This is a genomic window from Syntrophotalea carbinolica DSM 2380, from assembly GCF_000012885.1.
Lineage (GTDB): Bacteria > Desulfobacterota > Desulfuromonadia > Desulfuromonadales > Syntrophotaleaceae > Syntrophotalea > Syntrophotalea carbinolica.
On sequence record NC_007498.2, the window covers coordinates 258,977 to 284,802 of the forward strand.

22 protein-coding genes and 4 tRNA genes are annotated in these 25,826 nt (G+C 57.1%); 25 read left to right on the forward strand and 1 reads right to left on the reverse strand.

The genetic code is table 11. The annotated features are described in order from the left end of the window. Positions 1-207: 207 nt before the first annotated feature. From PCAR_RS01605 to PCAR_RS01715, 23 genes are all read left to right on the forward strand, one after another. Complete coding sequence (locus PCAR_RS01605) at positions 208-408, forward strand: cold-shock protein (protein ID WP_011339862.1); 201 nt, start codon at positions 208-210, stop codon at positions 406-408. 202 nt (positions 409-610) lie between these two features. Next, on the forward strand, positions 611-1,897 hold the full coding sequence (locus tag PCAR_RS01610) for an ATP phosphoribosyltransferase regulatory subunit (RefSeq protein WP_011339863.1): 1,287 nt from the start codon (positions 611-613) through the stop codon (positions 1,895-1,897). A gap of 21 nt (positions 1,898-1,918) precedes the next feature. Beyond that, positions 1,919-3,214 (forward strand): adenylosuccinate synthase, encoded by a 1,296-nt coding sequence (locus PCAR_RS01615; RefSeq protein ID WP_011339864.1) that lies wholly within the window; start codon positions 1,919-1,921, stop codon positions 3,212-3,214. A 140-nt stretch (positions 3,215-3,354) separates the two neighbouring features. Further along, a tRNA-Lys gene (locus PCAR_RS01620) sits at positions 3,355-3,430 on the forward strand. Between the two features lie 5 nt (positions 3,431-3,435). Continuing rightward, positions 3,436-3,513: transfer RNA gene (locus PCAR_RS01625), tRNA-Glu, on the forward strand. Positions 3,514-3,606: 93 nt separating this feature from the next. Then, a complete protein-coding gene (rnhA, locus tag PCAR_RS01630) occupies positions 3,607-4,065 on the forward strand; it encodes a ribonuclease HI (protein WP_011339865.1) in 459 nt (152 codons plus the stop codon). Between the two features lie 83 nt (positions 4,066-4,148). Beyond that, positions 4,149-4,224, forward strand: a tRNA-Lys gene (locus PCAR_RS01635). Between the two features lie 5 nt (positions 4,225-4,229). After that, positions 4,230-4,307 (forward strand) — tRNA-Glu (locus PCAR_RS01640). 137 nt (positions 4,308-4,444) lie between these two features. Continuing rightward, the gene (locus PCAR_RS01645) at positions 4,445-4,870 is read left to right on the forward strand and encodes an NADH-quinone oxidoreductase subunit A (RefSeq protein WP_011339866.1); all 426 of its coding nucleotides are present in this window, start codon (positions 4,445-4,447) and stop codon (positions 4,868-4,870) included. A 14-nt stretch (positions 4,871-4,884) separates the two neighbouring features. Further along, complete coding sequence (locus PCAR_RS01650) at positions 4,885-7,269, forward strand: NADH-quinone oxidoreductase subunit B/C/D (RefSeq protein WP_011339867.1); 2,385 nt, start codon at positions 4,885-4,887, stop codon at positions 7,267-7,269. Between the two features lies 1 nt (position 7,270). Next, positions 7,271-7,759 carry an NADH-quinone oxidoreductase subunit NuoE gene (gene nuoE / locus PCAR_RS01655; RefSeq protein ID WP_011339868.1) on the forward strand — a complete coding sequence of 163 codons (489 nt, stop codon included), beginning with the start codon at positions 7,271-7,273 and terminating at the stop codon, positions 7,757-7,759. Then, positions 7,756-9,033 carry an NADH-quinone oxidoreductase subunit NuoF gene (nuoF, locus tag PCAR_RS01660; RefSeq protein ID WP_011339869.1) on the forward strand — a complete coding sequence of 426 codons (1,278 nt, stop codon included), beginning with the start codon at positions 7,756-7,758 and terminating at the stop codon, positions 9,031-9,033. Before nuoE ends, nuoF begins: the two co-directional genes overlap by 4 nt. A 39-nt stretch (positions 9,034-9,072) precedes the next feature. Then, complete coding sequence (gene nuoG, locus PCAR_RS01665; RefSeq protein WP_011339870.1) at positions 9,073-11,469, forward strand: NADH-quinone oxidoreductase subunit NuoG; 2,397 nt, start codon at positions 9,073-9,075, stop codon at positions 11,467-11,469. Between the two features lie 3 nt (positions 11,470-11,472). Continuing rightward, positions 11,473-12,465 carry an NADH-quinone oxidoreductase subunit NuoH gene (gene nuoH, locus PCAR_RS01670; RefSeq protein WP_011339871.1) on the forward strand — a complete coding sequence of 331 codons (993 nt, stop codon included), beginning with the start codon at positions 11,473-11,475 and terminating at the stop codon, positions 12,463-12,465. Between the two features lies 1 nt (position 12,466). Next, complete coding sequence (gene nuoI / locus PCAR_RS01675; protein ID WP_011339872.1) at positions 12,467-12,997, forward strand: NADH-quinone oxidoreductase subunit NuoI; 531 nt, start codon at positions 12,467-12,469, stop codon at positions 12,995-12,997. Between the two features lie 90 nt (positions 12,998-13,087). Beyond that, a complete protein-coding gene (locus PCAR_RS01680) occupies positions 13,088-13,603 on the forward strand; it encodes an NADH-quinone oxidoreductase subunit J family protein (RefSeq protein ID WP_011339873.1) in 516 nt (171 codons plus the stop codon). Beyond that, positions 13,600-13,905: an NADH-quinone oxidoreductase subunit NuoK gene (gene nuoK / locus PCAR_RS01685; RefSeq protein ID WP_011339874.1), complete on the forward strand. Its 306-nt coding sequence runs from the start codon at positions 13,600-13,602 to the stop codon at positions 13,903-13,905. Before PCAR_RS01680 ends, nuoK begins: the two co-directional genes overlap by 4 nt. Further along, the gene (gene nuoL / locus PCAR_RS01690) at positions 13,902-15,752 is read left to right on the forward strand and encodes an NADH-quinone oxidoreductase subunit L (protein ID WP_011339875.1); all 1,851 of its coding nucleotides are present in this window, start codon (positions 13,902-13,904) and stop codon (positions 15,750-15,752) included. The genes nuoK and nuoL overlap by 4 nt, the downstream gene beginning before the upstream one ends. Before the next feature lie 37 nt (positions 15,753-15,789). Next, a complete protein-coding gene (locus PCAR_RS01695) occupies positions 15,790-17,265 on the forward strand; it encodes a complex I subunit 4 family protein (RefSeq protein ID WP_011339876.1) in 1,476 nt (491 codons plus the stop codon). Further along, on the forward strand, positions 17,262-18,656 hold the full coding sequence (locus PCAR_RS01700) for an NADH-quinone oxidoreductase subunit N (RefSeq protein ID WP_011339877.1): 1,395 nt from the start codon (positions 17,262-17,264) through the stop codon (positions 18,654-18,656). Before PCAR_RS01695 ends, PCAR_RS01700 begins: the two co-directional genes overlap by 4 nt. Before the next feature lie 18 nt (positions 18,657-18,674). Further along, positions 18,675-19,079: a CoA-binding protein gene (locus PCAR_RS01705; RefSeq protein ID WP_011339878.1), complete on the forward strand. Its 405-nt coding sequence runs from the start codon at positions 18,675-18,677 to the stop codon at positions 19,077-19,079. 425 nt (positions 19,080-19,504) lie between these two features. Next, positions 19,505-19,702 (forward strand): hypothetical protein, encoded by a 198-nt coding sequence (locus PCAR_RS01710; RefSeq protein ID WP_011339879.1) that lies wholly within the window; start codon positions 19,505-19,507, stop codon positions 19,700-19,702. Between the two features lie 387 nt (positions 19,703-20,089). Next, on the forward strand, positions 20,090-20,515 hold the full coding sequence (locus tag PCAR_RS01715) for a NifB/NifX family molybdenum-iron cluster-binding protein (protein WP_011339881.1): 426 nt from the start codon (positions 20,090-20,092) through the stop codon (positions 20,513-20,515). Positions 20,516-20,849: 334 nt separating this feature from the next. On the opposite strand, the gene PCAR_RS01720 is transcribed toward PCAR_RS01715, so the two are convergent. After that, the gene (locus PCAR_RS01720) at positions 20,850-21,116 is read right to left on the reverse strand and encodes a hypothetical protein (protein WP_011339883.1); all 267 of its coding nucleotides are present in this window, start codon (positions 21,114-21,116) and stop codon (positions 20,850-20,852) included. A gap of 726 nt (positions 21,117-21,842) precedes the next feature. Between PCAR_RS01720 and PCAR_RS01730 the strand changes: the two genes are divergently transcribed. Together PCAR_RS01730 and PCAR_RS01735 are read left to right on the forward strand one after the other, a co-directional pair. Beyond that, positions 21,843-22,868 carry a molybdopterin-binding protein gene (locus PCAR_RS01730; RefSeq protein ID WP_011339885.1) on the forward strand — a complete coding sequence of 342 codons (1,026 nt, stop codon included), beginning with the start codon at positions 21,843-21,845 and terminating at the stop codon, positions 22,866-22,868. 64 nt (positions 22,869-22,932) lie between these two features. Then, positions 22,933-25,788 (forward strand): molybdopterin-dependent aldehyde oxidoreductase, encoded by a 2,856-nt coding sequence (locus PCAR_RS01735; RefSeq protein WP_011339886.1) that lies wholly within the window; start codon positions 22,933-22,935, stop codon positions 25,786-25,788. Positions 25,789-25,826: the final 38 nt, after the last annotated feature.

The following is a 25,826-nucleotide window of genomic DNA, read 5'->3' on the forward strand; positions in this document are numbered from 1 at the left end:
AGGCTTGAAATCCAAAAAAATGCCGTCCGGCGTTTGCGCACCCGGCAACCCTGTGTTATTAGGTTTTGCTGATTATGCCTCTCCTATGGGTCGGGCATGGCCGCATACCGGGGCCTCGGCGGACATGTGCGGGGAGTGGGAACCTGGAAAAAAGAGGTCCGGATTTCGAGCCGGCAGGGCCGGAAACAACGGAAGGAGCAAGCAGGTATGATTCAGGGTACGGTTAAGTGGTTCAACGATGCCAAAGGTTACGGTTTTATCACCCAGGATGACGGTCCCGATGTTTTTGTGCATTACTCCGCCATTCAGGTCGACGGGTACAAGTCTCTCAATGAAGGCGAACGGGTCAGCTTCGAAGTCAGCCAGGGCAGCAAGGGGCCGCAGGCCTCCAACGTAGCCAAAGTTTGATCCTTCCGATTTTAGCTTACCGGGCTCCGCATGCATGTGCGGAGCCTTTTTTTTGGGGGCAATGCCGACAATTTGCAGGGAAAACACCCTGAATCTTGACTTTCTCCGGGGGGATTGATAGTTTCACTGTTTGGTGATTTTTATCAATCGTCCAGACCCGTTACCGGACCTGATTCTCCCGGAAAGGATATGTACATTGCCCATGAACCGCAAAATAACCGTCCCGGAAGCCATGCTGCCGAGGGGGGTCAAGGACTTTCTGCCCAACAAGGCCGCCAAGCTCGAGTATCTCAAACAGTCCCTCAAGGATGTTTTTCATCGCTGGGCCTTTCGCCCCATCATGCCGCCCACCCTGGAATACCTGGATGTACTCGAACGTGGTCTGGGTGCGGGGCTGCGCGACAAAACCTTTCGTTTCGATGATCGGCAAAATGGCAAGCTGGTGGCCTTTTGTCCGGATATCACGCCCCAGGTAGCCCGGATCGTCGCTACCCGAATGAAGGGCGCTCCCCTGCCTCAGCGCCTTTGCTATAACGGTAAGGTTCTGCGTCATACCGAACAGCAGGCCGGCAAAGATCGGGAGATCATACAGTCCGGAGTGGAATTGATAGGTTTGCAGGGGCCCGAGGCCGATGCCGAGATGATCGCCATGGCGATCGAATGCCTGCAATCGCTCGGCGCCACCGAGTTTACCGTCGACATAGGCCAGGTGGAGTTTTTCCATGGGGTGATGGATGGCCTGAACCTTCCTGCGCCACAGGCCCTGGCAGTACAGCAGGCGATTGCGCGCAAAGACGCATCGGGTCTTTCGGAGCTGTTGTCGGAGCTTTCGCTTGACGATCGCAAATACGCAGAGGTCATGGCTTTGCCGCGCCTGTTCGGCGGGCGTGAAGTCCTCGACCGGGCTGCGGACATCGTGGTTAACGACCGCTCGCGCCGGGCCTTGGAAAATCTGCGTCAGATACTTGCGGTCCTCGAAGCTTACGGCGTAGAGGAGCATGTGACGTTTGACCTCGGGGAGTTGCGTGGTCTTGGCTACCACACCGGCGTAACCTTTCAGGGCTTTCTCAGCGGGATGGGTACGGCTGTCTGCTCGGGGGGGCGTTACGATACCCTCACGGCACGTTACGGCATGGATGCGCCGGCCACGGGGTTTGCCTTTAATCTGCTCAATCTGCTGATGGCTCTCGACCGGACCCTCGAAAGCGCCGCTGTTCAGCCTTTTGATGTCATGATTCTGCAAAGCGGGCCGGACAAGCGTGCAGCGCAGAGCCTGGCGCGTGCCCTGCGCGATCAGGGCTATGCCTGTGCCCGCGATATTATTGAACGTTCTCTGCAGGACAGCCTCGATTATGGCCGGAAAATGCATTTCCGCCATGTTATGGTGGTGGCGGACCAGGCAGGCGACGTGCGGCTGATACGGCTCGCCGACGGCAGCGAACAAACGATTTCCCTGCAAGCGGTTCTCGCTGGAGAATTTCGCCTGTAATAGCGATCAGGAGATTCACACATGGCAAATGTTGTTATTGTTGGTGCCCAGTGGGGCGATGAAGGAAAGGGCAAGGTTGTCGATATCTACACCGAGCACGCTGATGACGTGGTGCGCTTTCAGGGGGGCAACAACGCTGGCCACACCCTGGTTGTGGGAGAAGAGACGACCATTTTGCATCTTATCCCATCGGGTATCCTGCACGAGGGCAAGCGCTGTATTATCGGAAACGGTGTCGTGCTTGATCCCAAGGTTTTCCTGGAGGAGATCGGCCAGCTGAAGAAGAAGGGCTACCTTAAAGACGACAAGCAGTTGGTCATCGACGGTAACGCCCATATCATCATGCCTTATCACAAGGCTCTCGACATTGCTCGCGAGCAGAAATCCGGCGCCCGCAAGATCGGGACCACCGGCCGGGGCATCGGCCCGACCTACGAGGACAAAGTGGCTCGCCGTGGTATCCGGGTCATGGACCTGGTTCACCCCGATACTTTTGTCCGCAAGGTCAAGGAGATGCTGCCGGAGAAGAACTTTTATCTTGAGCAGTATCTGGGCGGCGAGCCTCTGTCGGAAGAGGCTATCGTGGAAGAGTACAGCGTCTATGCCCGCGAGTTGGCCAAATATGTCGACCGGGCTTCCTTGCTCCTCAACCGGAGTATTGCCGAAGGACGCAACGTGCTGTTCGAAGGCGCTCAGGGGGCGCTGCTCGACATCGACCATGGCACTTACCCCTATGTGACCTCCTCGTCGACGGTCGCCGGCGGCGCCTGTACCGGCAGCGGCGTCGGGCCTACTGTCATCGATGAGGTTGTCGGCATCGTCAAAGCCTATGTGACGCGCGTTGGCGAAGGACCCTTTCCCACCGAACTGCACGACGAAATGGGGGAAAAGCTGCGAAGCGAGGGGCATGAATTCGGTTCCACCACGGGCCGTCCCCGTCGTACGGGCTGGTTCGACGCCGTGGCCATGCGGGAGGCTGTACGCATCAGCGGTATGACCGGTTTGGCCCTTACCAAGATGGATGTGCTCAATGGCCTGGATACCATCAATGTCTGCACGGCTTATTCTTACCAGGGCGAACTGCTGGAGGATTTTCCTCACGACCTCGATATTCTGAAAGAGTGCAAGCCGGTTTACGAGCAGGTGGAAGGTTGGCAGGTCGATCTGGAGGGTGCTACCTCTTTTGAGACGCTGCCGCCCAAGGCTCAAGCCTATTTGCGAAAGATCGAAGAGGTGTCGGGGTGCCCGGTTGTGCTGGTCTCTATCGGTCCGCGTCGGGATCAGACCATCCAGCTCAAAAATCCCTTTGACAAGTAGGGTGAAATAAGGTAGAAATCTGATCATTCGGTGGCAATGAGCGAGGCCTTTTCACGGTTGAGAAAAATTAATCGTGCCATCGCGAAAAAAAAGGTTGACTCGCTGAGAGCTTTCACGTATAAAGTGGCCTCCGTCGCAAGGAGCCGCTAGCTCAGTTGGTAGAGCATCTGACTTTTAATCAGATGGTCGTAGGTTCGATCCCTACGCGGCTCACCATTTAAGTCCCTATCGTCTAGCCTGGCCTAGGACACCGCCCTTTCACGGCGGCGACGGGGGTTCGAATCCCCCTGGGGACGCCAAAGTCAACAGCCCCACTGCCCACGCGGTAGTGGGGCTGTCTGCATATGCGCTTTGCTGTAATGCTGCAGCGATCACTTTTTGGGAAGGGTTGTATGTCCGAATCCCGCTCCATGGTGGAGATTTTCAGCGATGGTGCCTGTTCCGGCAATCCGGGGCCTGGCGGTTTCGGTACCCTGTTGCGGTGCGGCGAACGTGTTCGCGAACTGTCGGGTTTCGATCCTGAAACGACCAACAACCGCATGGAATTGCTTGGCGCCATTGCCGGGCTGGAAGCTCTTACCCGGCCTTGTCGGGTGCGTTTGACTACCGATTCCCAGTATGTCTGCAAGGGGATGACGGAGTGGATTCACGGCTGGCAAAAAAAAGGTTGGAAAAACTCCAAAAAAGAAGACGTCGCCAATCGTGACCTCTGGGAGCGGTTGCTGGTGCTTGTCTCCAAACATGAAGTCAGCTGGCACTGGGTGCGTGGCCATGCCGGGCATGCGGAAAACGAACGTTGCGACGAGCTTGCCCGTCAGGCTATCGCCGATGGTTGTTCCTCCGTTGTTTGATTTTTTTCTTGTCGGCTGGAAACTCTCATCTTAAAGGTTGACTCGCCGAGAGCTTTCGCGTATAAAGTGGCCTCCGTCGCAAGGAGCCGCTAGCTCAGTTGGTAGAGCATCTGACTTTTAATCAGATGGTCGTAGGTTCGAATCCTACGCGGCTCACCATTTAAGTCCCTATCGTCTAGCCTGGCCTAGGACACCGCCCTTTCACGGCGGCGACGGGGGTTCGAATCCCCCTGGGGACGCCAAAATAAACAGCCCCACCGCCTATTCGGCGGTGGGGCTGTCTTCGTTAAAAGTCCCACCTTGGATATCCTTTAAAACTGTGTTATTCTTGGCGATATTTACTGTTGGTTCAGTCTTGACTGTCCGAGGGGAAGACCGCATGGTTTCAGAACATATCTCCACGCAACAGGTCGGCCCTGACGCACTGTTTTCGCCTCTGGGTTGGGACCTTCTGGCCTTGGCCCTCTACGTTGCTCTGGCTTGTATCATTGTCGTCAGCCTGCTGCTGGCGGCCCGTTTTCTGGGTCATCGCAGTCGCACCCCCCTTAAAAACCTGCCCTATGAATGCGGTGTGGAACCGACCGGCCCCGCCCGGCCGGGTTATCCCGTTCCTTTTTATCTGACTGCCATCTTTTTCGTGGTCTTCGATGTCGAGGTGGCGTTCATTGCATCCTGGGCGGTGGCCTACGATCTGCTGGGTTGGGCCGGTCTTGCGCAAATCGCTTTTTTCATCATTACCTTGCTGGTCGCGCTGATCTATCTCTGGCGCCGGGGAGCCCTTGACTGGGGGCCGCAGCGCCGCTGAGGATACTGTAACGGATGAGCGAATCGATTCCTAAAAATATCATTCTTACGACCCTGGACGATGCCATCAACTGGGGACGAAAAAACAGCATGTGGCCCATGTTTTTCGGTCTGTCCTGTTGTTTTGTCGAGATGATGGGCAGCATGACGCCACGCTTCGACCTGGCGCGCTTCGGCGCCGAAGTGTTGCGCGGTACGCCGCGCGAGGCCGACCTGATGGTTATCGCCGGTACGCCGTTTAAAAAAATGGCGGCCAGCATGCTGCGTGTCTACGAGGAAATGGCCAACCCCAAGTGGGTGATCGCCATGGGCAGTTGCGCCAATTCCGGCGGCATGTACGATGTTTACAGCGTCATGCAGGGGGTTAACCAGGTGCTCCCGGTGGATGTCTATATTCCCGGTTGCCCGCCGCGCCCGGAGGCTTTCATGCAGGGCCTGATGACGCTGCAGGAGAAGATTGCGCGGAAAGAGAGCCCCGCCAGGCCGGTGCTGAATCTGCGCGGTGGGAATGAGGGTACCACGGTACCGATCCTTATCGACGGTTCCAGTAAAACCCGGGATACCCGCGGGCCCGGATACGGCCATTGCCCTATTCGCGGAACGGCTCAGCAGCATCCCGACTTCAAGGGCCATCGCGCTGCCGGCATGTGGGGCCCGCCCCAGCCGAAAATCGCTTTCTCCGCGTCAACCGCACCGCTGCTGGAGCAGCTTCGGGAACGTTTCGGCGATGACGTTCGGCAGGAGGAAGGTGCCGATATGCCGACGTTGGTGGCTGACCCCGCCCAGGTGCCGGAGTTGTTGCGGTTTCTCAAGCAGGACATCGATCAGCCGTATGAGCGCCTCGAGGATCTGACGGCCATCGACGAAACGGCACGCAGCCAGCGGCCCGCTCATGATCTGACGATGGTCTATCACCTGCTGTCGTTTGAGCGGGCAGGTTATCTGCGGGTCAAGGCGCCTTTGAGGAACGACCGGGCCGAAGTTCCCTCTATCACCGGGCTGTGGCCGGCAGCCAACTGGTACGAGCGCGAGGCCTTCGATATGTTCGGTGTTCGGTTCGCCGGTCATCCGGACCTGCGGCGGATTCTTATGCCGGAAGGCTGGCAGGGGCACCCGCTGCGCAAGTCTCATCCGAGCCGCGCCACCGATATGCCGCCATTTACCCGTGATACGGCCACGACCATGGTGCCGCCGGAGGGTTCCCATTTCTTCAGTAACCGGGCCCCGGTCGACAATCAGTCGCTGTCCATCCTCAATCTGGGGCCCCAACACCCGGGGACGCATGGCATACTGCGGGTGATTCTGCAGCTGGCCGGCGAAGAGATCGTCGATCTCGATTCGGAAATCGGCTACCATCACCGGGGCGCGGAGAAGATTGCCGAGCGCCAGCATTGGAACCAGTACATCCCTTATACCGATCGTATCGATTATCTGGCCGGATCGTTGAACAATCTGGCCTATCTGTATTCCGTGGAAACGCTGTGCGGGGTCGAAGTACCGCCGCGGGCCCGTTATATCCGCGTCCTGCTCAGCGAACTGTTCCGTATCGCCAGCCACCTGGTATGGCTGGGAACTTTTGCCCACGATGTCGGCGCCATGACGCCGGTGTTCTACGCCTTCGACAGCCGCGAGAAGATTTTTGACATCATCGAGCTGATCACGGGTGGGCGCATGCATCCCGCCTGGTTCCGTATCGGTGGCGTGCCCGACGATCTGCCCGATGGCTGGCTGGCGGCGGTCGAAGCTTTTACCAGAGATTTCGAAGCTCGCATCGACGAGTTTGACCGTTTGCTCACCGGCGGCCCCATTTTCCGCGCACGCACCGAAGGTATCGGAACCGTCAGCCGGCAGCAGGCCGTTGAGCTGGGTTTCAGCGGTCCCAACCTGCGCGCCACCGGGCTGGCCTGGGACCTGCGCAAAAGCATGCCGTATGGCGGTTACGACGAGTTTGACTTCGATGTGGTTACGGCCGGGGGAGGAGACTGTTTCGCCCGCTACCTGGTGCGTCTCGGAGAGTTGCGTCAGAGTTTGCGTATTGTGCGCCAGGCTGCCGAGGGTATGCCGCAAGGGCGCTGGATAAGCGACCAATATCGGTATGCTTATCCCAAACGGGAGGATGGTCTGCAGGATATCGAAAGTCTTATTCATCACTTTCTGCATGTCAGTCGTGGCCCTGCGGCGCCCCGCGGCGAATGTTATCGGGCCATTGAATCGAGCAAAGGTGAATGCGGCTACTACGCCGTCAGCGATGGCGGTACCGGGGCCTATCGTCTGCGCATCCGCACGCCGAGTTTTCCCCACCTGCAGGCCTTGCCGCAGTTGAGTCGCGGCCGGTTGGTGGCTGATGTTATCACTATCCTCGGCTCGCTCGACTATGTGCTTGCCGACCTGGACCGCTGATATGGCGACAGTACTTTCGGAAAAACAGATCGCGCAGCTCAAGCGCCGCGTCAAGGAAACCCCCCATCCGCGAGAAATGGTGTTGGACGTGCTGCACGCCATTCAGGATGCCAACGGTTGGGTTTCCGACGAAGGCGTGGAGCTTGCCGCCATTATCCTCGGGCTTTCGCCCTTGCAGGTCGAAGAAATCGCGACCTTTTACGACAAGATTTACCGTTGCCCCGTGGGGCGCAAGGTTATTCATGTCTGCGATTCCATCTGTTGCTGGAGCCGGGGCGGCGAGGCGCTTATGCTGCGGTTGCAGCAGTTGCTCGGTATTGCGCCGGGTGAAACCACCGCCGACGGTATGTTCACCTTGCTGCCGACCTGCTGTCTGGGAGCCTGCGGCGAAGCTCCGGCGGTACGTATCGGCAAGACCCTTTATGGTCAGGTTGCCCTGGAGCAGCTCGAGTCGATTCTGGACAGCGAACGAACGGAGGTGGCGTCATGAGAACCTGCGAGCCGCTGCTGTTCAAAAACCGCCGCGCCGGACAGACGGTGTTTCTTGAGGGGTATCGCAAGACCGGCGGTTACCGGGGATTGCAGAAAGCCCTGCAGGACATGACGCCGGCATCCGTGCGTGAAGAGGTCAAGGCTTCGGGACTGCGCGGTCGCGGCGGTGCCGGTTTTCCAACCGGCGTGAAGTGGTCGTTTTTTCCCAGTGACAATGCCGGTGAAAAGTATCTGGTGTGCAACGGCGACGAAATGGAGCCGGGTACCTTCAAGGACAGGCAACTGCTGCTGGCCGACCCGCATCACCTGCTGGAAGGGGTGATCATCTCCTGTTATGCCCTCGGCATCGGCACCGCCTATATCTTTTTGCGCGATGCCTACCGGCAGTGCGCCGCCAATCTGGAGCGGGCCATTGCCGAGGCCGAAGAGGCCGGTCTGCTCGGGGACAATATCCTCGGCAGCGGTTTCTGTTGCGAAGTCCATGTGCATCGCAGCGCCGGTCGCTATATTTGCGGTGAGGAAACCGCCTTGCTCAACAGTCTGGAGGGGTTGCGTCCCAATCCCCGTTCCAAACCGCCTTTTCCGGCGGTTAAGGGCCTGTTCGGCAAGCCGACGGCACTGAACAATATCGAGACGCTGGCCAACATTCCGCATATCATTACCGGCGGAGCCGCCTGGTACAAGGGGCTGGCGCTGACCGAGCAGGGTGCCGGTACCAAACTGTACGGGCTGGCCGGGCATCTGGAAACGCCCTGTTGCGTGGAGCTGCCCCTCGGTATGCCATTGGGTGAACTGATTCGCGATTTCGGCGGAGGCGTCTGGCAGAATCGTTCTTTCAAAGCCTGTCTGCCCGGCGGCGCTTCGACGCCCTATCTGACCGCCGAACATATGGATGTGGCCCTCGACTACGAACCCCTCGAGCAAGTCGGCACCCGGCTTGGCACCGGCGGGGTCGTGGTGTTCGATGACCGTACCTGCATGGTGGCGGTAACCCTTAATCTGCTGCGGTTTTTCGCTCGCGAGAGTTGCGGCTGGTGCACTCCCTGTCGCGACGGACTGCCGCTGGTCTGCTGGCTGTTGGAGCGTCTGGAGCGGGGCGAAGGAAGTCGCGAGGATCTGGCCATGCTGCGGGAGCAATTGCTGCATATCAACGGTCGTTCCTTCTGTGCCCTGGCTCTGGGGGCCATGGGGCCGGTAGACGGGTTGTTGCGGCATTTCGCCGAAGAACTGGAAGACCATGTTCGATTGGGGCGCTGTCCTTTCCAAGCCTGAGACAGGCTGACTCCTTAACCACCTTGAGATTTATTTAGCATGCCGACTTTGACTATCGACAACCAGACCGTCACCGTGCCGGAGGGAACCAACGTTCTCGAAGCCGCAAGACAACTCGGCATCGAGATCCCGCATTTTTGCCACCACGAGGCGCTTGGTTCCGTCGGTGCCTGCAGGCTGTGCGCCGTCAAGGTCATAGATGGCCCGGTCAAGGGCATTCAGATGTCCTGCATGCTCCCGGCAAAGGACGACATGGTGGTCGATACCGGTTGCGCAGAGGTGCTCGCTTATCGGGCTCAGGTGATCGAATGGCTGATGACCAACCATCCTCACGATTGTCCGGTCTGCGACGAAGGCGGCGAGTGTCAGTTGCAGGATATGACCGTCGCCGGTGGGCACGGCATCCGACGTTATACCGGTCCTAAACGGACCTATCGGAATCAGGACCTGGGGCCGTTTATTGCCCATGAAATGAATCGCTGCATCCAGTGTTATCGTTGCGTGCGTACCTACCAGGATTATTGCGGTGGCACCGATTTCGGTGTCCTGGGATCGCGCCAACGCCTTTATTTCGGCCGTTTTACGGATGGACCGTTGGAAAGTCCCTTTGCCGGCAATCTGGTGGATGTGTGCCCGACCGGTGTGTTGACCGATAAAACCTACCGTTTTAAAAGTCGCGTTTGGGATTTGCAGGAAGCTGCTTCCATCTGCCCCCACTGTTCCCTCGGTTGTGCCGTCTCTGCCGGCGCGCGTTACCGGGAATTGCAACGTCGACGGGCCCGCACCAATATCCAGACCAATGGCCACTTTATCTGCGATCGGGGACGTTTCGGCTACGGTTACGTCAATCATCCCGAGCGTCCGCGCAATCCGTTGGTCGGACACCGGCGGGTGACCCGGCAGGAAGCTCTGGCCTCCTTGCAGACGCAGCTGCATGAGTTGGTCGAGTTATTCGGCTCCGGCAGTATCGGGTTGCTTTCCTCGTCCCGCGCCAGTCTCGAAACGCAGTTCCTGGTCCAACGCTGGGCGGCCTCTCTCGGTAGCGACCGGCTCTGTTTCGAAGCCCATCCGCGGCGGGACCTGGCAGCGCGTGTCGCGGCTTCCCAGCGTCCCGAGCGCATGGCAAGCCTGGCGGATATCCGTCAATGCGATGTGGCCGTGGTCATCGGTGCCGATCCCCTGGCCGAGGCCCCGATGCTGGCATTGGCCTTGCGTCAGGCCGCACGTCGTGGCGCCCGCATAGTGATTGTCGATCCGCGGCCGGTGGAAATGCCCATGACCTGTGAGCGACACGTGGTGTCATCGGGCCAGATGTCTCGTTTGCTGCAAGCACTCGGTCAGCCCCGGCAATCCGATTTTGCCTCCAATCTGGAGGAACTCGGCGGGTCGCTGGGACGCGCCTTGCTGGAGGCCCAAAGCCCCGTGCTCATCGGCGGTACCGATGTGCTCGGGCCAGGCGGCAGTCAAGCGTTGCTGCGGGCAGCGCAAGCCTGTTCGGAGCAGCAGAGCCTGTGTCGCAGCATGTTGTTGTTGAACGGGCCCAACAGCTTTGGCGGAGCCATGCTGAGTGGCGACGGGCCGAGCTTCGATACCCTGCTGGAGGGTATAGAGCAGGGTCGTATCAAGGCCTTATTGTGTTTTGAGGCCGATGCCCTGGCCGATTTTCCGGATCGCAAACGCTGCCGTGCGGCTCTGGCGCGTCTTGATCTGCTGGCGGTGTTCGATTGCGCTGCCACCGCCACCGTTCAGGAGGCCGATCTTTTCTTTCCGACCACTGCTCTCGAGGAAACCGCCGGCACCCTGATCAACAACGAAGGCCGCATGCAGGCCTTCGCCAAGGTTTTTGCCGCAGGGACGCCTCTTTCCGAAAGTGTCGATGGCGGTCATCCGCCACGCTTTTTCAGCCGTGAGATACCCGGTTCTCAACCGCAGCCGGCCTGGGCCACGCTGGCCGGTTTGTTGGGCCGGGAGGCCGACTCTGCCGCCTTGCGTTGCGAACTCGAAAAGGCCGATGACTGCTTTGCCGGCCTGAGCATGCTGGCGGCCGGCGATGAAGGCCGGCGTATTGCCGCGGCGCGACCGGCTCCACCTGTGCCCGAGGAGGGTGTCGGCAGTGCTGCCGCCGCCGACCAGCTGCAGTTGCTGGTTACCGAAACCCTTTACGGCTCGGAATTGCTCAGCGACCTTTCGTCCTGCCTGCAATCGGTCAAGCCGGAGCCCTATGTCATGCTGCATCCGCAGGATGCCGCACGGCTGAAACTGGAAGAGGGCAAGATGGTGAGATTATGTACGCCTGTCGGGGAACTGGATCTGAAGCTTCGCCTCAACGGGGATATGGCCACCGGCATGGCCATCGTGCCGCGGTTGCGTGGAACCCTGCTTGAACCGCTGGTGCCGGGAGTCGAACCGTTGTCCTGCCGCATCGAGAAAGCCTGACCCATGAATGATACGTTACTGACCCTCATTCTGATTGTCATCAAACTGGGCCTGGTGCTGGGGACGGTGCTCACCCTGGCGGCTTATATGGTGCTGGCGGAGCGTAAAATTCTCGGGCGCATGCAGATGCGCTACGGACCGAACCGGGTCGGCTGGGGTGGGATGTTGCAGCCCCTGGCTGATCTTATCAAACTGCTTTGCAAGGAAGACTTGATCCCGCAGCGCGCCGATCGCTGGGTTTTCATGCTGGCGCCGGCCATCTCCACCATCACGGCACTGCTGGCTTTTGCCGTGATCCCCTTCGGAGCGCCGCTGCAACTTTTCGATCGCAGCCTGCCGATGGTGATCTGCGATCTGAATATCGGGCTGTTGTATCTTTTCGCCCTGTCCTCCCTTGCGGTTTACGGTGTCGCCTTGGGCGGTTGGGCCTCACACAGCAAATATGCCCTGCTTGGCGGCCTCCGCGCCATGGCGCAGATGATTTCCTACGAACTGGCCATGGGACTTGCCATCGTACCGGTTGTCATGACGGCCCGGTCCTTTTCCCTGACCGCCATCGTTGAAGCGCAGCAGTCTCTGCCCAACATGCTCAGGCACCCGCTGGCGTTCTTTATCTTCCTGGTCGCCATCATGGCCGAATCAAAGCGTACCCCTTTCGATATGCCCGAGGCCGAAAACGAGCTGGTGGCCGGTTTTCATACGGAATATTCCGGCATGCGGTTCGGCATGTTTTTCGTCGGGGAATACCTCAACCTGATCGTTCTGGGGTCCATGCTGACGGTGCTGTTTCTCGGCGGCTGGTACGGGCCACTGTTGCCGGGAATCTGCTGGTTTCTGATCAAGGTACTCGGAGTGGCTTTTTTCTTCATCTGGGTTCGCGGCACCATGCCGCGGCTGCGTTATGACCAGTTGATGGCTTTCGGTTGGAAAATCCTGGTGCCGCTGGGGTTGTTGAATATTCTGGTTACAGCTGCATGGCTGATTTGGCGAGGCTGACATGAGTTTGTGGAAAGACATCAAGGGGACCATCCTGCCGTTCTGGGTGACCCTGCGCTATTTGTTTCGCCGGCCGGTGACCGTCTGTTATCCCGAGCGTAAGCAGACGCCGGCGCCGCGATACCGGGGGCGGCTGGTGTTGACCCGCGATCCGGACGGCGAGGAGCGCTGTGTGGCCTGTCATCTATGCAGCGCCGCCTGTCCCGTCGATTGCATTTCCATGCAGGCAGCCGAGCGTGAGGACGGACGTCGCTACGCCGCCTGGTTTCGCATTAATTTCTCCCGCTGCATTTTTTGCGGTCTCTGCACCGAAGCGTGTCCGACCCTGGCTTTGCAGATGACGTCCGAATATGAACTGGCTACCCGCGAGTTGCTGCAGGTGATCTATGAAAAGGACGAGTTGCTGATCGACGGTTGCGGGAAAAATGCCGAGTATAATTTTTACCGGCGGGCAGGTATCGGCGTGGTCGCACCGCGCGGCGCCAATCCAGGGGAATCGTCTCCGGAGGATGTGAAAAGCAACCTGCCCTGACAACAGCGGCTGCAGGTGCAATGAACGCCCGGTATCCATGCCGGGTTTGGCAGTCTCAGCCTTCGATTGTGAGGTGTGCGAGGAAAATATATGGCGACCTTGTTGTTTTACATATTGGCGGTAATCACCTTGCTGGCGACGCTTTTATGCCTGACCCGGAAGAACCCGGTGCATGCCGTGCTCTACCTGGTACACGCCCTGTTTGCTGTGGCTTTGCTCTATTTTTTGCTCGGCGCGCCACTGCTGGCCGCCTGGCAGGTGATTCTGTACGCCGGCGCCATCATGGTCCTGTTTCTTTTCGTTATTATGCTGATCGATCCGTCTCTGGCCGAGAAACGCCGTCCCGGTGGCTGGCCTCGCTGGTTGCCTGCCGCCCTCCTGAGCGGATCGTTGCTGGCCTGCGGAGGCGCCCTGATCGTGATGGATCCTGTCGCGACCGGTGGCATCGTTTCGTTTCAGTTGACCCCGAGGGCGTTTGGACGCGCGCTGTTTGAAAACTACGGTCTGGCCGTGGAAATCATCTCCCTGATTCTGTTGTTTGCGGCGGTGGGCGCGTTTCATCTGGGTCGTCGCCATGATTCCACAACCAGGGAGGATGTTTCATGATCGTACCCCTCGGACAGGTATTGATGCTTGCCGGCCTGTTGTTTGTGGCCGGGCTCGTAGGGGTTTTGCTGCGGCGCAACCTGATCATGATATTGATCGGGGTGGAGATCATGCTCAATGCCGTCGGCCTTGTGCTGGTCGGGGCTTCGGCCTATTGGCGGCATCCGGATGGGCAATTGGTGGCGCTTTTGTTGATGGCGGTGGCTGCGGCAGAGGTCACCATCGCCCTGGCATTGGTTGTTTATCTGAAGCGCAGTCGCGGTACGATCGATATCAACCGCTTTGACGGGATGAAGGGATGATGGGCGAGTTGCTGTTTCTGATACCGTTGCTGCCATTGTGCGGCGCCCTGATCGTCATGTTTGCCGGAGGCCTTCTGTCTCGCCGGGTGCTGGCAGGTGTGGCCATTACTTCGGTTGCCGCTTCGGCGGCGGTGACTTTATGGTTGTGGCCGTTGGCCGTGAACTCAACCCGCGTTTCTCTGTTTACCTGGCTTGAGGCCGGCGCTTTGCGAGTCCCGGTGGAGATTCTTTTTTCCCCCTTGTCGGCGGCCATGGCGTTGATGGTCACGTCGGTATCCGCTTTGATCCATCTGTATGCCGCTTGCTATTTGCATCACGAACCCGATACCCGGCGCTTTTTCGCGTTGTTCAATCTGTTTGTCTTCGCCATGCTGGTCATTGTGCTGGCGGATAATCTGCTACTGTTGTTCCTCGGTTGGGAGGGCGTCGGATTCTGTTCCTATGCGCTGATCGGATTCTGGTATCGCAACCCGGAGTTTGCTGCCGCCGGACGTAAGGCTTTCCTGGTAACGCGGGCCGCAGATGTGCTGTTCGGTATCGCTCTGTTGTGGCTGTTCCGCCTGACCGGGACGCTGTCCATGGAAGCTATCAACAGTCAGGCAGCCTCGATGTCCCCCAACACGGTTACGCTGATCGCCCTGCTGCTGTTGGCAGGGGCCTGCGGTAAATCGGCTCAGTTGCCGTTCAGTTCCTGGCTGCCGGATGCCATGGCGGGACCGACGCCGGTCTCGGCTCTGATTCATGCCGCCACCATGGTGACGGCCGGCGTCTATCTGTTGTGCCGGTTATTCCCTTTGATCGCACTGTCCCCAACCGCCCTGGCCGTCATTGGCCTGGTTGGCACCGCAAGCGCTTTTTATGGTGCTATCTGCGCGTTGGTGCAACGGGATATCAAGCGGGTATTGGCCTATTCGACCATCAGTCAGGTCGGCTATATGTTTGTCGCCGTGGGGGCCGGCACGGTTACCGGGGCCATGTTTCATTTGCTGACCCATGCCTTTTTCAAAGCGCTGCTGTTCATGGTGGCCGGGGTGGTCATCCATCTGGCTGCCGGCGAGCAGGACCTGTTTCGATTGGGGCAGTTGTCCCGACGGGCTCCGTTGCTGTTCTGGTTGCTGTTGGCCGGGGCTCTGGCTCTGGCCGGTGTGCCGTTGACCAGTGGGTTTTTCTCTAAAGATACCATCCTGGCGGCATGTTTCGCTCGTCACACCCCCTGGTGGACGCTGCTTGGTGTGGTGGGCTTGATAACCGCTTTGCTGACCGCCATGTATGCGCTGCGCCTGGTTTATCTGCTGGCCGCCGATCGTGCCGCCGCGGCAGGTCGCGGTCCGACGCCGCGCAGCATGGCCTGGCCGATGCTGCCGCTGGCGGTGATGGCTCTGGTTGGCGGTCAACTCAACCTCCCGGAACTGTGGAAAGGCCGAACCATACTGCAAGGTTGGTTGCAGACGGCATCCGGGATGCCTGTATCCCACGGTCTCGAATGGTCTCTTGCCGCCGTTACGCTGTTGTTGGTGGTTGCTGCCTGGCTCGGTGTGCGCAGGCATTATCGCCTGGCACCGGCACCTTCCGATCGTGCCGGTGTGCGTTTTCTGGCCGCAGGCTGGCAACTTGACGCAGTGATCCGTCGCGGATTGACGGCCCCTTTCGAAAAGACCGGCTACCTGCTGCAAAGAACGGTCGAACGCTTGTTGACCACGGTCTTACCCGCCGGTCTCGGCCGCTTGTGCCAGGCCACGGGGCAGTATCTGCGAAGCATCACGTCCGGCTATGTCAGCCACTACCTTGCCGCCATGGCCTGGGGTACGGTGTTGTTGCTGGCTATGTTGCTGCTGGTGTTGTGGTGATGTTGATCGAATCCTTTACTCTCCTTGCGAGCCAAGCATGAATGGTCTGATGCAGACATCCTGTTTATCTGTTTTGCTTTTGCTGCCGTTGGCCGGAGCCCTGGCCTGTCTGGTCTGGGACCGACGTGCCGCCGTTATTACGGTACTTCTGGAAGCGGGCGTAGCGCTGTCTTTCTTCTCGGGTGGGACCTTGCCTTCGCAGCGCTGGATACGTTTTGAGGATTGGCCCTGGATAGAGCGTTACGGTGCCCGATTTTCCCTGGGGCTTGACGGCCTTTCGCTGTTGATGGTGTGGCTCACCCTGATTCTGCTGGCGGTGGCTATCGGCATTTCCTGGCAGCGCTATCGCCAGGCCGGCTACTATGCTCTGCTGCTCACCGGGGGCACCGGCATTCTGGGTGTTTTTCTGGCTCAGGATCTGTTGTTGTTCTATCTGTGCTGGGAAGTCATGTTGCTGCCGCTGGTACTGTGTATATTTCTGTGGGGTGGCGCACAGCGCGTACAGGCTGCATTCAAGCTGTTGGTATTTACTCTGGCCGGAAGTCTGCTAATGCTGCTGGCTTTTCTGACTTTGTATATTCTGCATGGCCGGCAGACCGGCGACTACAGTTTTGCATTGCAGACCTTGACAGCGACGGTTGTTCCTTCCGCTATTGCCCCCTGGCTTTTTGGTTGTCTGGCTGTGGCTTTTCTGGTCAAGGTGCCTGTTGTGCCTGTGCATGGTTGGTTGCCCGATGCCTACCAGGAAGCGCCGACCGCGGTTACTTTGTTACTGTCCGGCGTGCTGGCCAAGGCGGGTATTTTCGGTCTCTTGCGGGTGGCCATGCCCTTGTTGCCGGCGACCTGGCAAAGCTTTGCACCTGTACTGGCGATACTTGGACTGCTGAGTATCGGCTATGGCGGCTGGCTCGCTTTTGTGCAGACCGACCTCAAGCGCCTGGTTGCTTATGCTTCCGTAGCCCATCTCGGGTTTATTGTTGTCGGCATGGCCGCCGGCAATGCCATCGCATTGCAGGGTAGTCTGCTGCAATTGTTTAACCACGGGGTTACCACCGCCGCTCTGTTTGTGCTGGTGGCCCTGGTGAAGCGGCGAACGACCAGTCGTCAATTGCCCGATCTGGGGGGGCTGTGGGCTCGTACTCCGCAGCTTGGCGCAATGTTTTTACTGTTTTCGCTTGCCACCCTGGGATTGCCGGGGCTGAATATTTTTACGGGGGAAGTGCTGATTCTGTTGGGCGCATTTCGTGCGCAGGCCTGGTGGGGTGCAGTCGGAATGGCCGGTGTTCTGCTTGCGGCCTGCTATACCCTGCGTATGGTGCAGGGCGTGTTGTGGGGTGTCCCCCGTGGCCCCGATCCCATGCCGGATATGAAGCGCGGTGAAATGGCCCTGCTTGCGCCGCTCGCGGTCCTGGTTTTCTGGTTCGGCCTTTACCCTCTGCCTTTTTTAAAGCTCCTCAGCGGTCCAGTTGAACAGATTCTAGTGCAACTTGCCACGAAAGGGGGGCTGCCATGACCTGGAATATGCTGCTGGCTTTACTCCCGCTGCTGGTCCTTTTTGGCGGAAGCATCACCGTCCTGTTTCTCTCCGAGCGCCGGGCTTTGCTGTCTGCTGCCATGTGTGCTGTGGTTGCAGCGGGTTTTGCCTGGTGGCCAGCCAGTCTGGAGGCTGCCGGTACGCCGCTTGTTGCGAGCAATCTTTTTGCCCGCGGCTGCCTGACTTTGTGGGCACTGCTCGGCGCCGCCACCTGCCTGTTGTCGGATCGCTACCGGGGCAGCCGCAAATTGGCTGCGCGGGAGTATGCCGCGCTGACGCTGTTTGCCGTGTTGGGCATGGCGATCTTGTCGGCAAGTACATCGCTGGTCAGTTTGTTCCTCGGGCTGGAGTCCATGACCCTCGCTTTTTATGTCCTTATTGCCGTTGATCGGGAAAATCCTACCGGCGCCGAGGCGGGACTTAAGTATTTGCTGCCGGGGTTCCTGGCAAGTGCCCTGCTGGCTTTCGGGATCGCTCTTGTCTACGCGGCTACCGGTACTTTTGAGCTGTCTGCTGCCATATCCCTGTCGATGGCAGGGGCGCCCATGCCGTCCATCGCCCTGCTGGGGTGGACTTTGATTATGGCTGCAGCCGCCTTCAAGGCTTCTTTGGCGCCTTTCCACCTCTGGACTCCCGATGTCTACCAGGGGGCCTCCGCACCGATCGCAGGATTTCTGGCGAGCGGCTCCAAGGGGGCTGTTTTCGCCGTTTTGCTCGGTAGCGCTCCTTTGGCTCTTATCGTGCCGTTGCGGCCTCTGCTGGGAGGTTTGGCAGCCTTGTCCATGATTTGGGGAACCCTGGCTGCCCTGAGGCAAACCAATCTCAAACGGATGCTGGCCTATTCCTCCGTGGTGCACATGGGGTATCTGGTGCTGGCGGTTCTGAGCAATCGGTCGGCGGGCATGGAGGCCGGTCTGTTTTATCTGCTTACCTACAGCGCCGCCACCGTGGGTACCTTCGGTCTGCTCGCTTCCATGGTGGATTCCGGAGGCGAACCCCAGGACTATGCCGCCCTGGAAGGGTTGGCCGGCAGATCTCCCTGGCGTGCCGTCCTGCTCACCGGCCTGCTGTTGTCGCTTGCCGGGTTTCCGCCTTTGGCCGGATTCATGGGTAAGTTTGTTCTGTTCGGCGCCGCCCTGCAGAGTGGCTACGTGGGCCTGGTGGTCCTGGCCTTGTTGTCTTCACTGATTTCCTGTTATTACTATCTGCGTCCTGTGCTGTATCTGTTTCGTGTCCGCCAGGGCGCTCCCACTGTCCCAGCCTTCAACAACTGCGAACGGCTGATCTTTGTATTGTGTGCCGGTGTCACCCTGGTTGCAGGGCTTTATCCCGGGCCTTTTTTCCGGTGGTTTGGCGCCATGCTGCCCTGATACTTGTAGGGAGGTTTTATGCATATCTCCGATCGTATCGAGCAATTCCTTTCCTCCAGCGCCTTTGCCGTGGCCGGGGCGTCGACCAACCGCGATAAGTACGGCAACAAAGTGCTCCGTTGCTATCTGCAGCATGATCTGCGGGTCGTGCCGGTAAATCCGCACGCCTCAAGTGTCGAAGGGGTTGCCAGCGTAACCCGTGTTGCCGACCTGCCGGAGGATATTCAAAGTCTCTCCATCATTACTCCGCCGGATATTACCGAGCAGGTGGTTGAACAAGCTATTGCCAAAGGCATACGCCATATCTGGATGCAACCCGGGGCGCAGAGTGCCCGGGCCGTTGCGCGCTGCGAGGAGGCCGGCATCAATTTGATTGCCGACGGCAGTTGCCTGCTGGTGGTACTGGGGTATCACGAATCCTGACAGCCACCGAAGGCGAGTTTCCGTATTTGCCGGCAGGGGTTCACGTCGCCAATTGCAGTCTGAACATGCGCCTGGAATACGCTATGTTTCTTAACTTGACGTATACAGCTAGGGAGACTAACTTCGCTTTATAGCGGAATTTTTTCTTGCCCTTGCGTTGTTTAGCGTGATATATAGCGAAGGTGTTCATACAACTGTTGTGGATCAGGGCGCAACGTTCTCTGTTGCCTGAAATATGTTTTAACCCACATCCCGTTCGTTGCGATTATCCTTTCTCATTTGTCGTGTGACGTAGAGGGTTTGACCTTTTCTCTGATGCGGAGCATTGGATGCCGTCTCTATCTCGGGGGGCGAATTATCTCCCGTAACGGCAGGGGGAATCTAAAGTATTTTGGATTTTTACAGGTCAAACAGGATTTTTGAGAATGGATGACAGCAAAGAACGTGATGTTCGTCGGCAGGTGGTTACCAATATAAGAGTGCCTAACTCTGTCTGGAAAAAACGCCTATGTGACACTTTTCTTGATTTAAATCTCATTCCTGAACGTTTTTCAGGAAAACTGATGGTCTCCTTCAAAAACGGTGGCATCAGCTATATCGAAAAAACCGAGACATTTAAGTAGATTGCGCTAATTTCGGCCTCTGCCCAGAGTGCAGACCCAACGAAACCCGCATTCAATACCAGTATCGATGGTATTGCTGCGGGTTTTTTGTGTTTGAAATTTAATGTGATCGTAAGTGCATAAAGTTAAATAATTTTTCAGTCCAACAAAGGAAAGAAGTTGGTTAACACGGAGGTTTTATGGCTATTGTAAAATGTGCGATTTGTGGGGAAGAGGCAGATAGCGAGCATTACGCTGTCAAGCAATGTTCAAATTGTGGTTTATGGTTTTGTTATAAGCACCTTGGCCAATATAAATCTCAGTGCATTGTCTGCAAAAAATATGCACTCAAAAATAAGTACGGCAGGTAAATTGGCATAAAACGAAACGAATCAAGGAGTACGAAAAATGAAAGTTTGTTTTCCTATATCCGAGGATCTCGGAATCCAAAGCGTAATTTACGGGCATTTCAACTCAGCACCTTTTTTTCTTCTGGTGGATTCAGAGACCAGGGAGACGCAGACGGTGTCCAATTGCGATCCCCATGAGCCTTTTGCCGGGTGTAATCCTTTTGGTGCGCTGAAGGCCTACGAGATCGATGGTATCATCGCTGCCGGCATGGGAGACAGTGTCCTTCAAGCCATGAATCTTTGCGGACACCGCGTATTCGAGGCACAATCGGAACATCTCATCGAAAATATGGAGTTGTTTTTGGAAAAGAAACTTCCAGAAAGCGAGATTCAGAATAGCGCTGCGGCAGGAAGATGCTCCGACGGTGAAGAAGATACAAATGAATCCGGTTCAGGAGGGTGCGATCACGATCACGAGCATTGACAGCTGAAAATCAGTTAGTGTGCATCCTGAGTTTCCGGATGCACACTACGTGTATTCATAAGGGCACGGGCCTTTCCGGATGAAAACAAGTTGTGTCTTATCTCCCGGAGCCGGTGTCCCAGTGGTGTCCAGTGTGTTGTTTCGATGTCGGCAATCCGGCAACCGTAATTCATTCATGGGAGATATGACATCTGAGAATACCTGAGCCGACGTCTCCCTGGAGTAATCCTGGGCGAATAGTCCGAAGCGGTATGCTGCCCGTTTTTCAGTAGGGGACGCCAGACTATCGGGGATCTGGCAGATTATTCTTAGTGCCATCCCCCGTGCTCTATTCTTATCCATTCACAATAAGCTTTTCGCGGCTTTCCAACATTTGTACAGTTCGAGTTCTGTTTTGCCTGTGCTGCAAGAGGTGTAGGGCATCCGGCCGTTCGACAAGGTCACTGCCAAGGATTTTGTCTTTATGATGCGGGCATTTCCACTCCGCAACGGAACCCGTCGTTTTTAGCTGTTCTCCGAACTCCAAACCGTCAGTTGTATATCCTTCAGCTAAGCCGGGTGGTTGTGCGCTGATGCCTGTCGACACACTCAAAACATTCATGGGTGAGTCCTGCTTATTCCCTCCATATCTCTTTTGCGATTGTCAGAAATAGTTGTTTACGGTAATTTCTAGGTTTTTTTATCCGTAACTGTTATTTTTGTCTTGCTTGTTAATATCCGCTTTGTTAAAACGAGTCTCACGTAAGTCAATCGCCGTTGAAAAAAACGGTGTTTTGAATCTGCATTGTTTAGCCTTGCCGCTGATCGTGGATGTGCCGGGGGGGCTTGTATGTTGGCAAATTTTTAATAAAGGGAGCTTTGTCTGGGAGGTACGACGGCGTATTTCTGAAGAGCGGAAGTCGTCCAGTCTGTAGTTCCTCGCGGAATTCATTGCCAAACACGCGGGTGGAAACATGCATATCCCTGAACTTTGTTATCAGGACAAACTATTGGAACAAAAATCTCGGACCCGAGCTCAAAAGTATACTGGCCAGGGGGGACCCAAAAATGTTGCCTCCTGCAAGAGAGCGATCGCAAACTTTTTGGCGAATACCGAATTGATCACGCCGGATTTCTCCGGCAAGCTGGTCATTTCATTTAAGGAGGGTGGCATCAGCTATATCGAAAAGGTCGAACAGATCAAGTAGCCACATCTTTAGATCAGTAAAAACAGTCACGCGCTTATTTCGTCCTCTGCGTTAAGCAGACTTCGCGAAACCCGCATTGATTCCAAGATTTTGGGGATATCAATGCGGGTTTTTTTATTCGTACAGAAGGAAAAAAAGGCATGTTAGAAATCGTTCCGGTTGAAGAGGCTGTAGGCAAAATTCTTTCTCACGATATCACCCGTATCGTGCCGGGAGAATTGAAGGAGCGAGCCTATAAAAAAGGCCATATGATCACCGATGAGGATGTGCCGAAACTCAAGCAACTCGGGAAAGACCACATCTATATCCTGAACCTCGCCGAGGGACTGGTGCATGAGAACCTGGCTGCCGAGCGGATTGCAAGAGCGATCTGCGGTCCGTTCCTGGGTTACGGAGAACCGAATCAAGGTAAAATCGAATTGACTTCGGAACTCAACGGTCTGCTGAAAATAAACATTCCCCTGCTGCAAAAACTCAATGAAATTCCGGATGTCACCATTGCAACCCGGTTAACCAATCAGCCAGTGGGAGTCGGTTCGACAGTGGCGGGCACCCGCATTATTCCCTTGTTTACCCAGGAAGAAAATCTTCTTCGCCTTGAAAGTCTCTGCTCCAAGCATCCCCCTTTGATTTCGATAAAGCCCTTCCAGCCCTGGCGGATAGGGCTGATTACCACGGGAACGGAAGTGTTTTATGGCCGGATTCCGGATGGTTTCGGGCCGATCGTAAAAAGTAAATTTGAAGCGATGGGCAGCGAAGTGTATCGGCAGGATATCGTCCCGGATGAAATTCAGGTCATCGCCGCCGCCATCAACGAACAAGTGTCTGAAGGTGCGCAGATGGTTGTTCTGACCGGCGGCATGTCTGTCGATCCCGACGATCTAACCCCTGCCGCCATACGAGCTACAGGTGCCAGGGTTATTACTTATGGCGCCCCTACCTATCCGGGCGCCATGTTTATGATGGCGGAACTGGATGGAACCCCCATTATCGGGTTGCCCGGTTGCACCATGTACCACAAGGCCACCATCTTCGAACTCGTTGTTACGCGCCTGCTGGCCGGGGAAACCGTAACGCGATCAGATATTGTGGCATTGGGCCATGGAGGGATTTGTGCCGGATGCCAGGTTTGCCATTACCCCAACTGCGGATTCGGCAAAGGTTGAGAGTTCGCATTGCCCGAAGTATCGATATTTTAACTAGAAACGAACAACAAGGAGGAAGACAGGCATGATCAAGAAGACTTTAAACGTCAACGGTATCGACCGTGTCCTGATCGTCGATCAGGAATCGCTGCTTAGCGATGTTTTGCGCAAGCAGTTGCAACTGACTGGTACGAAAGTCGGTTGCGGAACGGGTCAATGCGGCGCTTGCAGCGTTATCGTCGACGGCAAACTGGTGCGCTCCTGTGTCACCAAAATGAAGCGAATTCCGGACCTGGCCAAAATCACCACCATCGAAGGCATCGGATCGCCCCTGAACCTGCACCCCATTCAGAAGGCGTTTGTCAAAAACGGCGCGATTCAATGCGGTTTTTGCACCCCCGGCTTTGTCGTATCCACCAAGCTGCTCCTCGAGCAGAACCCCGATCCGACCCGCGAAGAAGTACGGGACTGGTTCCAGAAACATCGCAACGCCTGCCGCTGCACCGGCTACATCATGATCGTCGATGCCGTCATGGACGCTGCCAAGGTGTTGCGCGGCGAAATGGCGGAATCCGCCCTCGATTTCAAATTACCGTCTGACGGCAAAGTTTACGGTACCTGTATGCCGCGTCCGACATCGGTTCCCAAAGTTTGCGGTCTGTGGGATTTCGGGGAAGATATGCGTGAGCAACTCCCGGACGATACCCTGGAATGCGCCCTGGTGCAGGCGGAAGTAGCCCATGCCAATATCAAGGGCATCGATACCTCCGAAGCGGAAAAAATGCCTGGTGTTGTGAAAGTCGTCACCCACAAGGACATCAAAGGCAAAAACCGCATCACCGGCCTGATCACCTTCCCCACCAATAAGGGGGATGGCTGGGATCGTCCGATTCTCAACGATGAGAAGGTCTTCCAGTTCGGCGACGTTCTGGCCATTGTTTGCGCCGATACCCGTGAACACGCCAAGGCCGCAGCCAAGAAGGTCGTCCTCGATCTCGAGGTTCTGCCGGCTTACATGAACGCCCTTGCCGCCAAGGCCGAGGATGCCATCGAGATCCATCCCGGTACTCCCAACGTTTACTACGATTGCATCCTTAAAAAGGGTGAAGAGACCAAGCCTTACTTCGACAAAGCTGCTCATGTCATCGAAGGCACCTACTACCTGGGTCGGCAGCCGCATATGCCCCTCGAGCCCGATGTCGGTTTCGCCTATATCGATGACGAGGATCGCGTGGTGGTGCATTCCAAATCGATCGGCATCCATCTGCATCACGCCATGATCTGCCCGGGTCTCGGCCTCGAGCCCGAAAAGCTGGTGCTCCGGCAGAATCCCACCGGCGCCACCTTCGGCTATAAGTTCAGCCCGACCATGGAGGCCCTGGTCGCCGCCGCTACTATGGCCACTGGTCGCCCATGCTTCCTGGGCTATGACTGGTTCCAGCAGCAGACCTACACCGGCAAACGGTCCCCGGCATTTCTGAATGTGCGTCTGGCCGCGGACGAGGACGGTAAATTCCTTGCCGTGGAAACCGACTGGGATCTCGATCACGGTCCCTATTCCGAGTTCGGCGATCTGGTCACCTGCCGCCAGGCCCAGTTCACCATGGCCGGTTACGATATCAAACACTTCCGCGGCCACGGCCGTACCGTCGCTACGAACCACGCATGGGGTTCGGCTTTCCGCGGGTATGGGTCGCCGCAGGCCTTTTTGGCCGGCGAATCGCTGGTCGATGAACTCGCCCAGAAAATGGGCGTCGACCCCTTCGAACTGCGTTACAAGAACATCTATCGTCCCGGTGCCACCACTCCGACCGGGCAGGAGCCTGAAGTTTACTGCTTTGAAGAGATGTTCGATATCCTGCGTCCCAAATACAAGGATGCACTGGAACGGGCAAGGGTCGGTTCCACTGAAACCAAGAAGCGCGGCGTCGGTATCTCCCTCGGGATCTACGGTTGCGGTCTGGACGGTCCGGACACCTCCGGTGCCTGGGCTCAGTTGGAAAAAGATGGCAGCGTGACCATCGGCACCGCGTGGGAATGCCACGGTCAGGGTGCGGACATGGGTACGGTGGCCTTCGCCCATGAAGCCCTGCGTCCGCTGGGCCTGACCCCTGAGCAGATCCACCTGAGCATGTGCGACACCTCTCTGCATCCCAATGCCGGTCCCTCCGGTGGTAGCCGTCAGAATGTCGTCTCCGGGAATGCCATTCATGCAGCCGCCGTCAATCTGCTCGATGCCATGCGCAAAGACGACGGTACCTATCGCACCTACGACGAAATGATTGCCGACGGCATCGACGTCAAGCATGAAGGTACCTTTACCACTCCCTGTACGCATATGGACCTCGACGATCAGCAGGGTAATCCCTTCTGCATCTACATGTATGCCTTGTTCATGTCCGAGGTGGTGGTGGACATCACCACCGGCAAGACCGAAGTGGTGAAAATGACCTATGTCGGCGACAACGGCACCATTACCAATCGCCTGTTGGTCGACGGCCAGGTGTATGGCGGTCTGGCTCAAGGTATCGGCCTGGGTCTTAGTGAGGACTTCGAATTTATCCAGGCCCATTCGCACATGATCGGCGCCGGGTTCCCCTTCATCAAGGATGTGCCCGATGACCTGGAGCTGATTTACGTCGAAACGCCTCGTAGAGACGGGGCCCTCGGACAAGGTGGTTGTGGTGAAGGTCCGCTTACTTCTCCCCACGTCTCCATTATCAACGCCATCGATCACGCTTGCGGGGCACGTATCCGCGCCTTGCCGGCATATCCCGAGAAGGTTCTGCAGGCACTGCAGTCCGAGAAAAAGTCCTTCGATGTGGAGGACGCACTGGAAGGCGGCTGGATTTGCGACAGCGTCGATGCAGAACCGCCTAACAAGAAGAAGAAAGCCAAAAAAGCAGCTGGGACGGGTGCCTCGGTTGCTGCTGCCGATTAATTCTCTGCAGCGAGTGTAATACCCCTGCCTCCGGCATC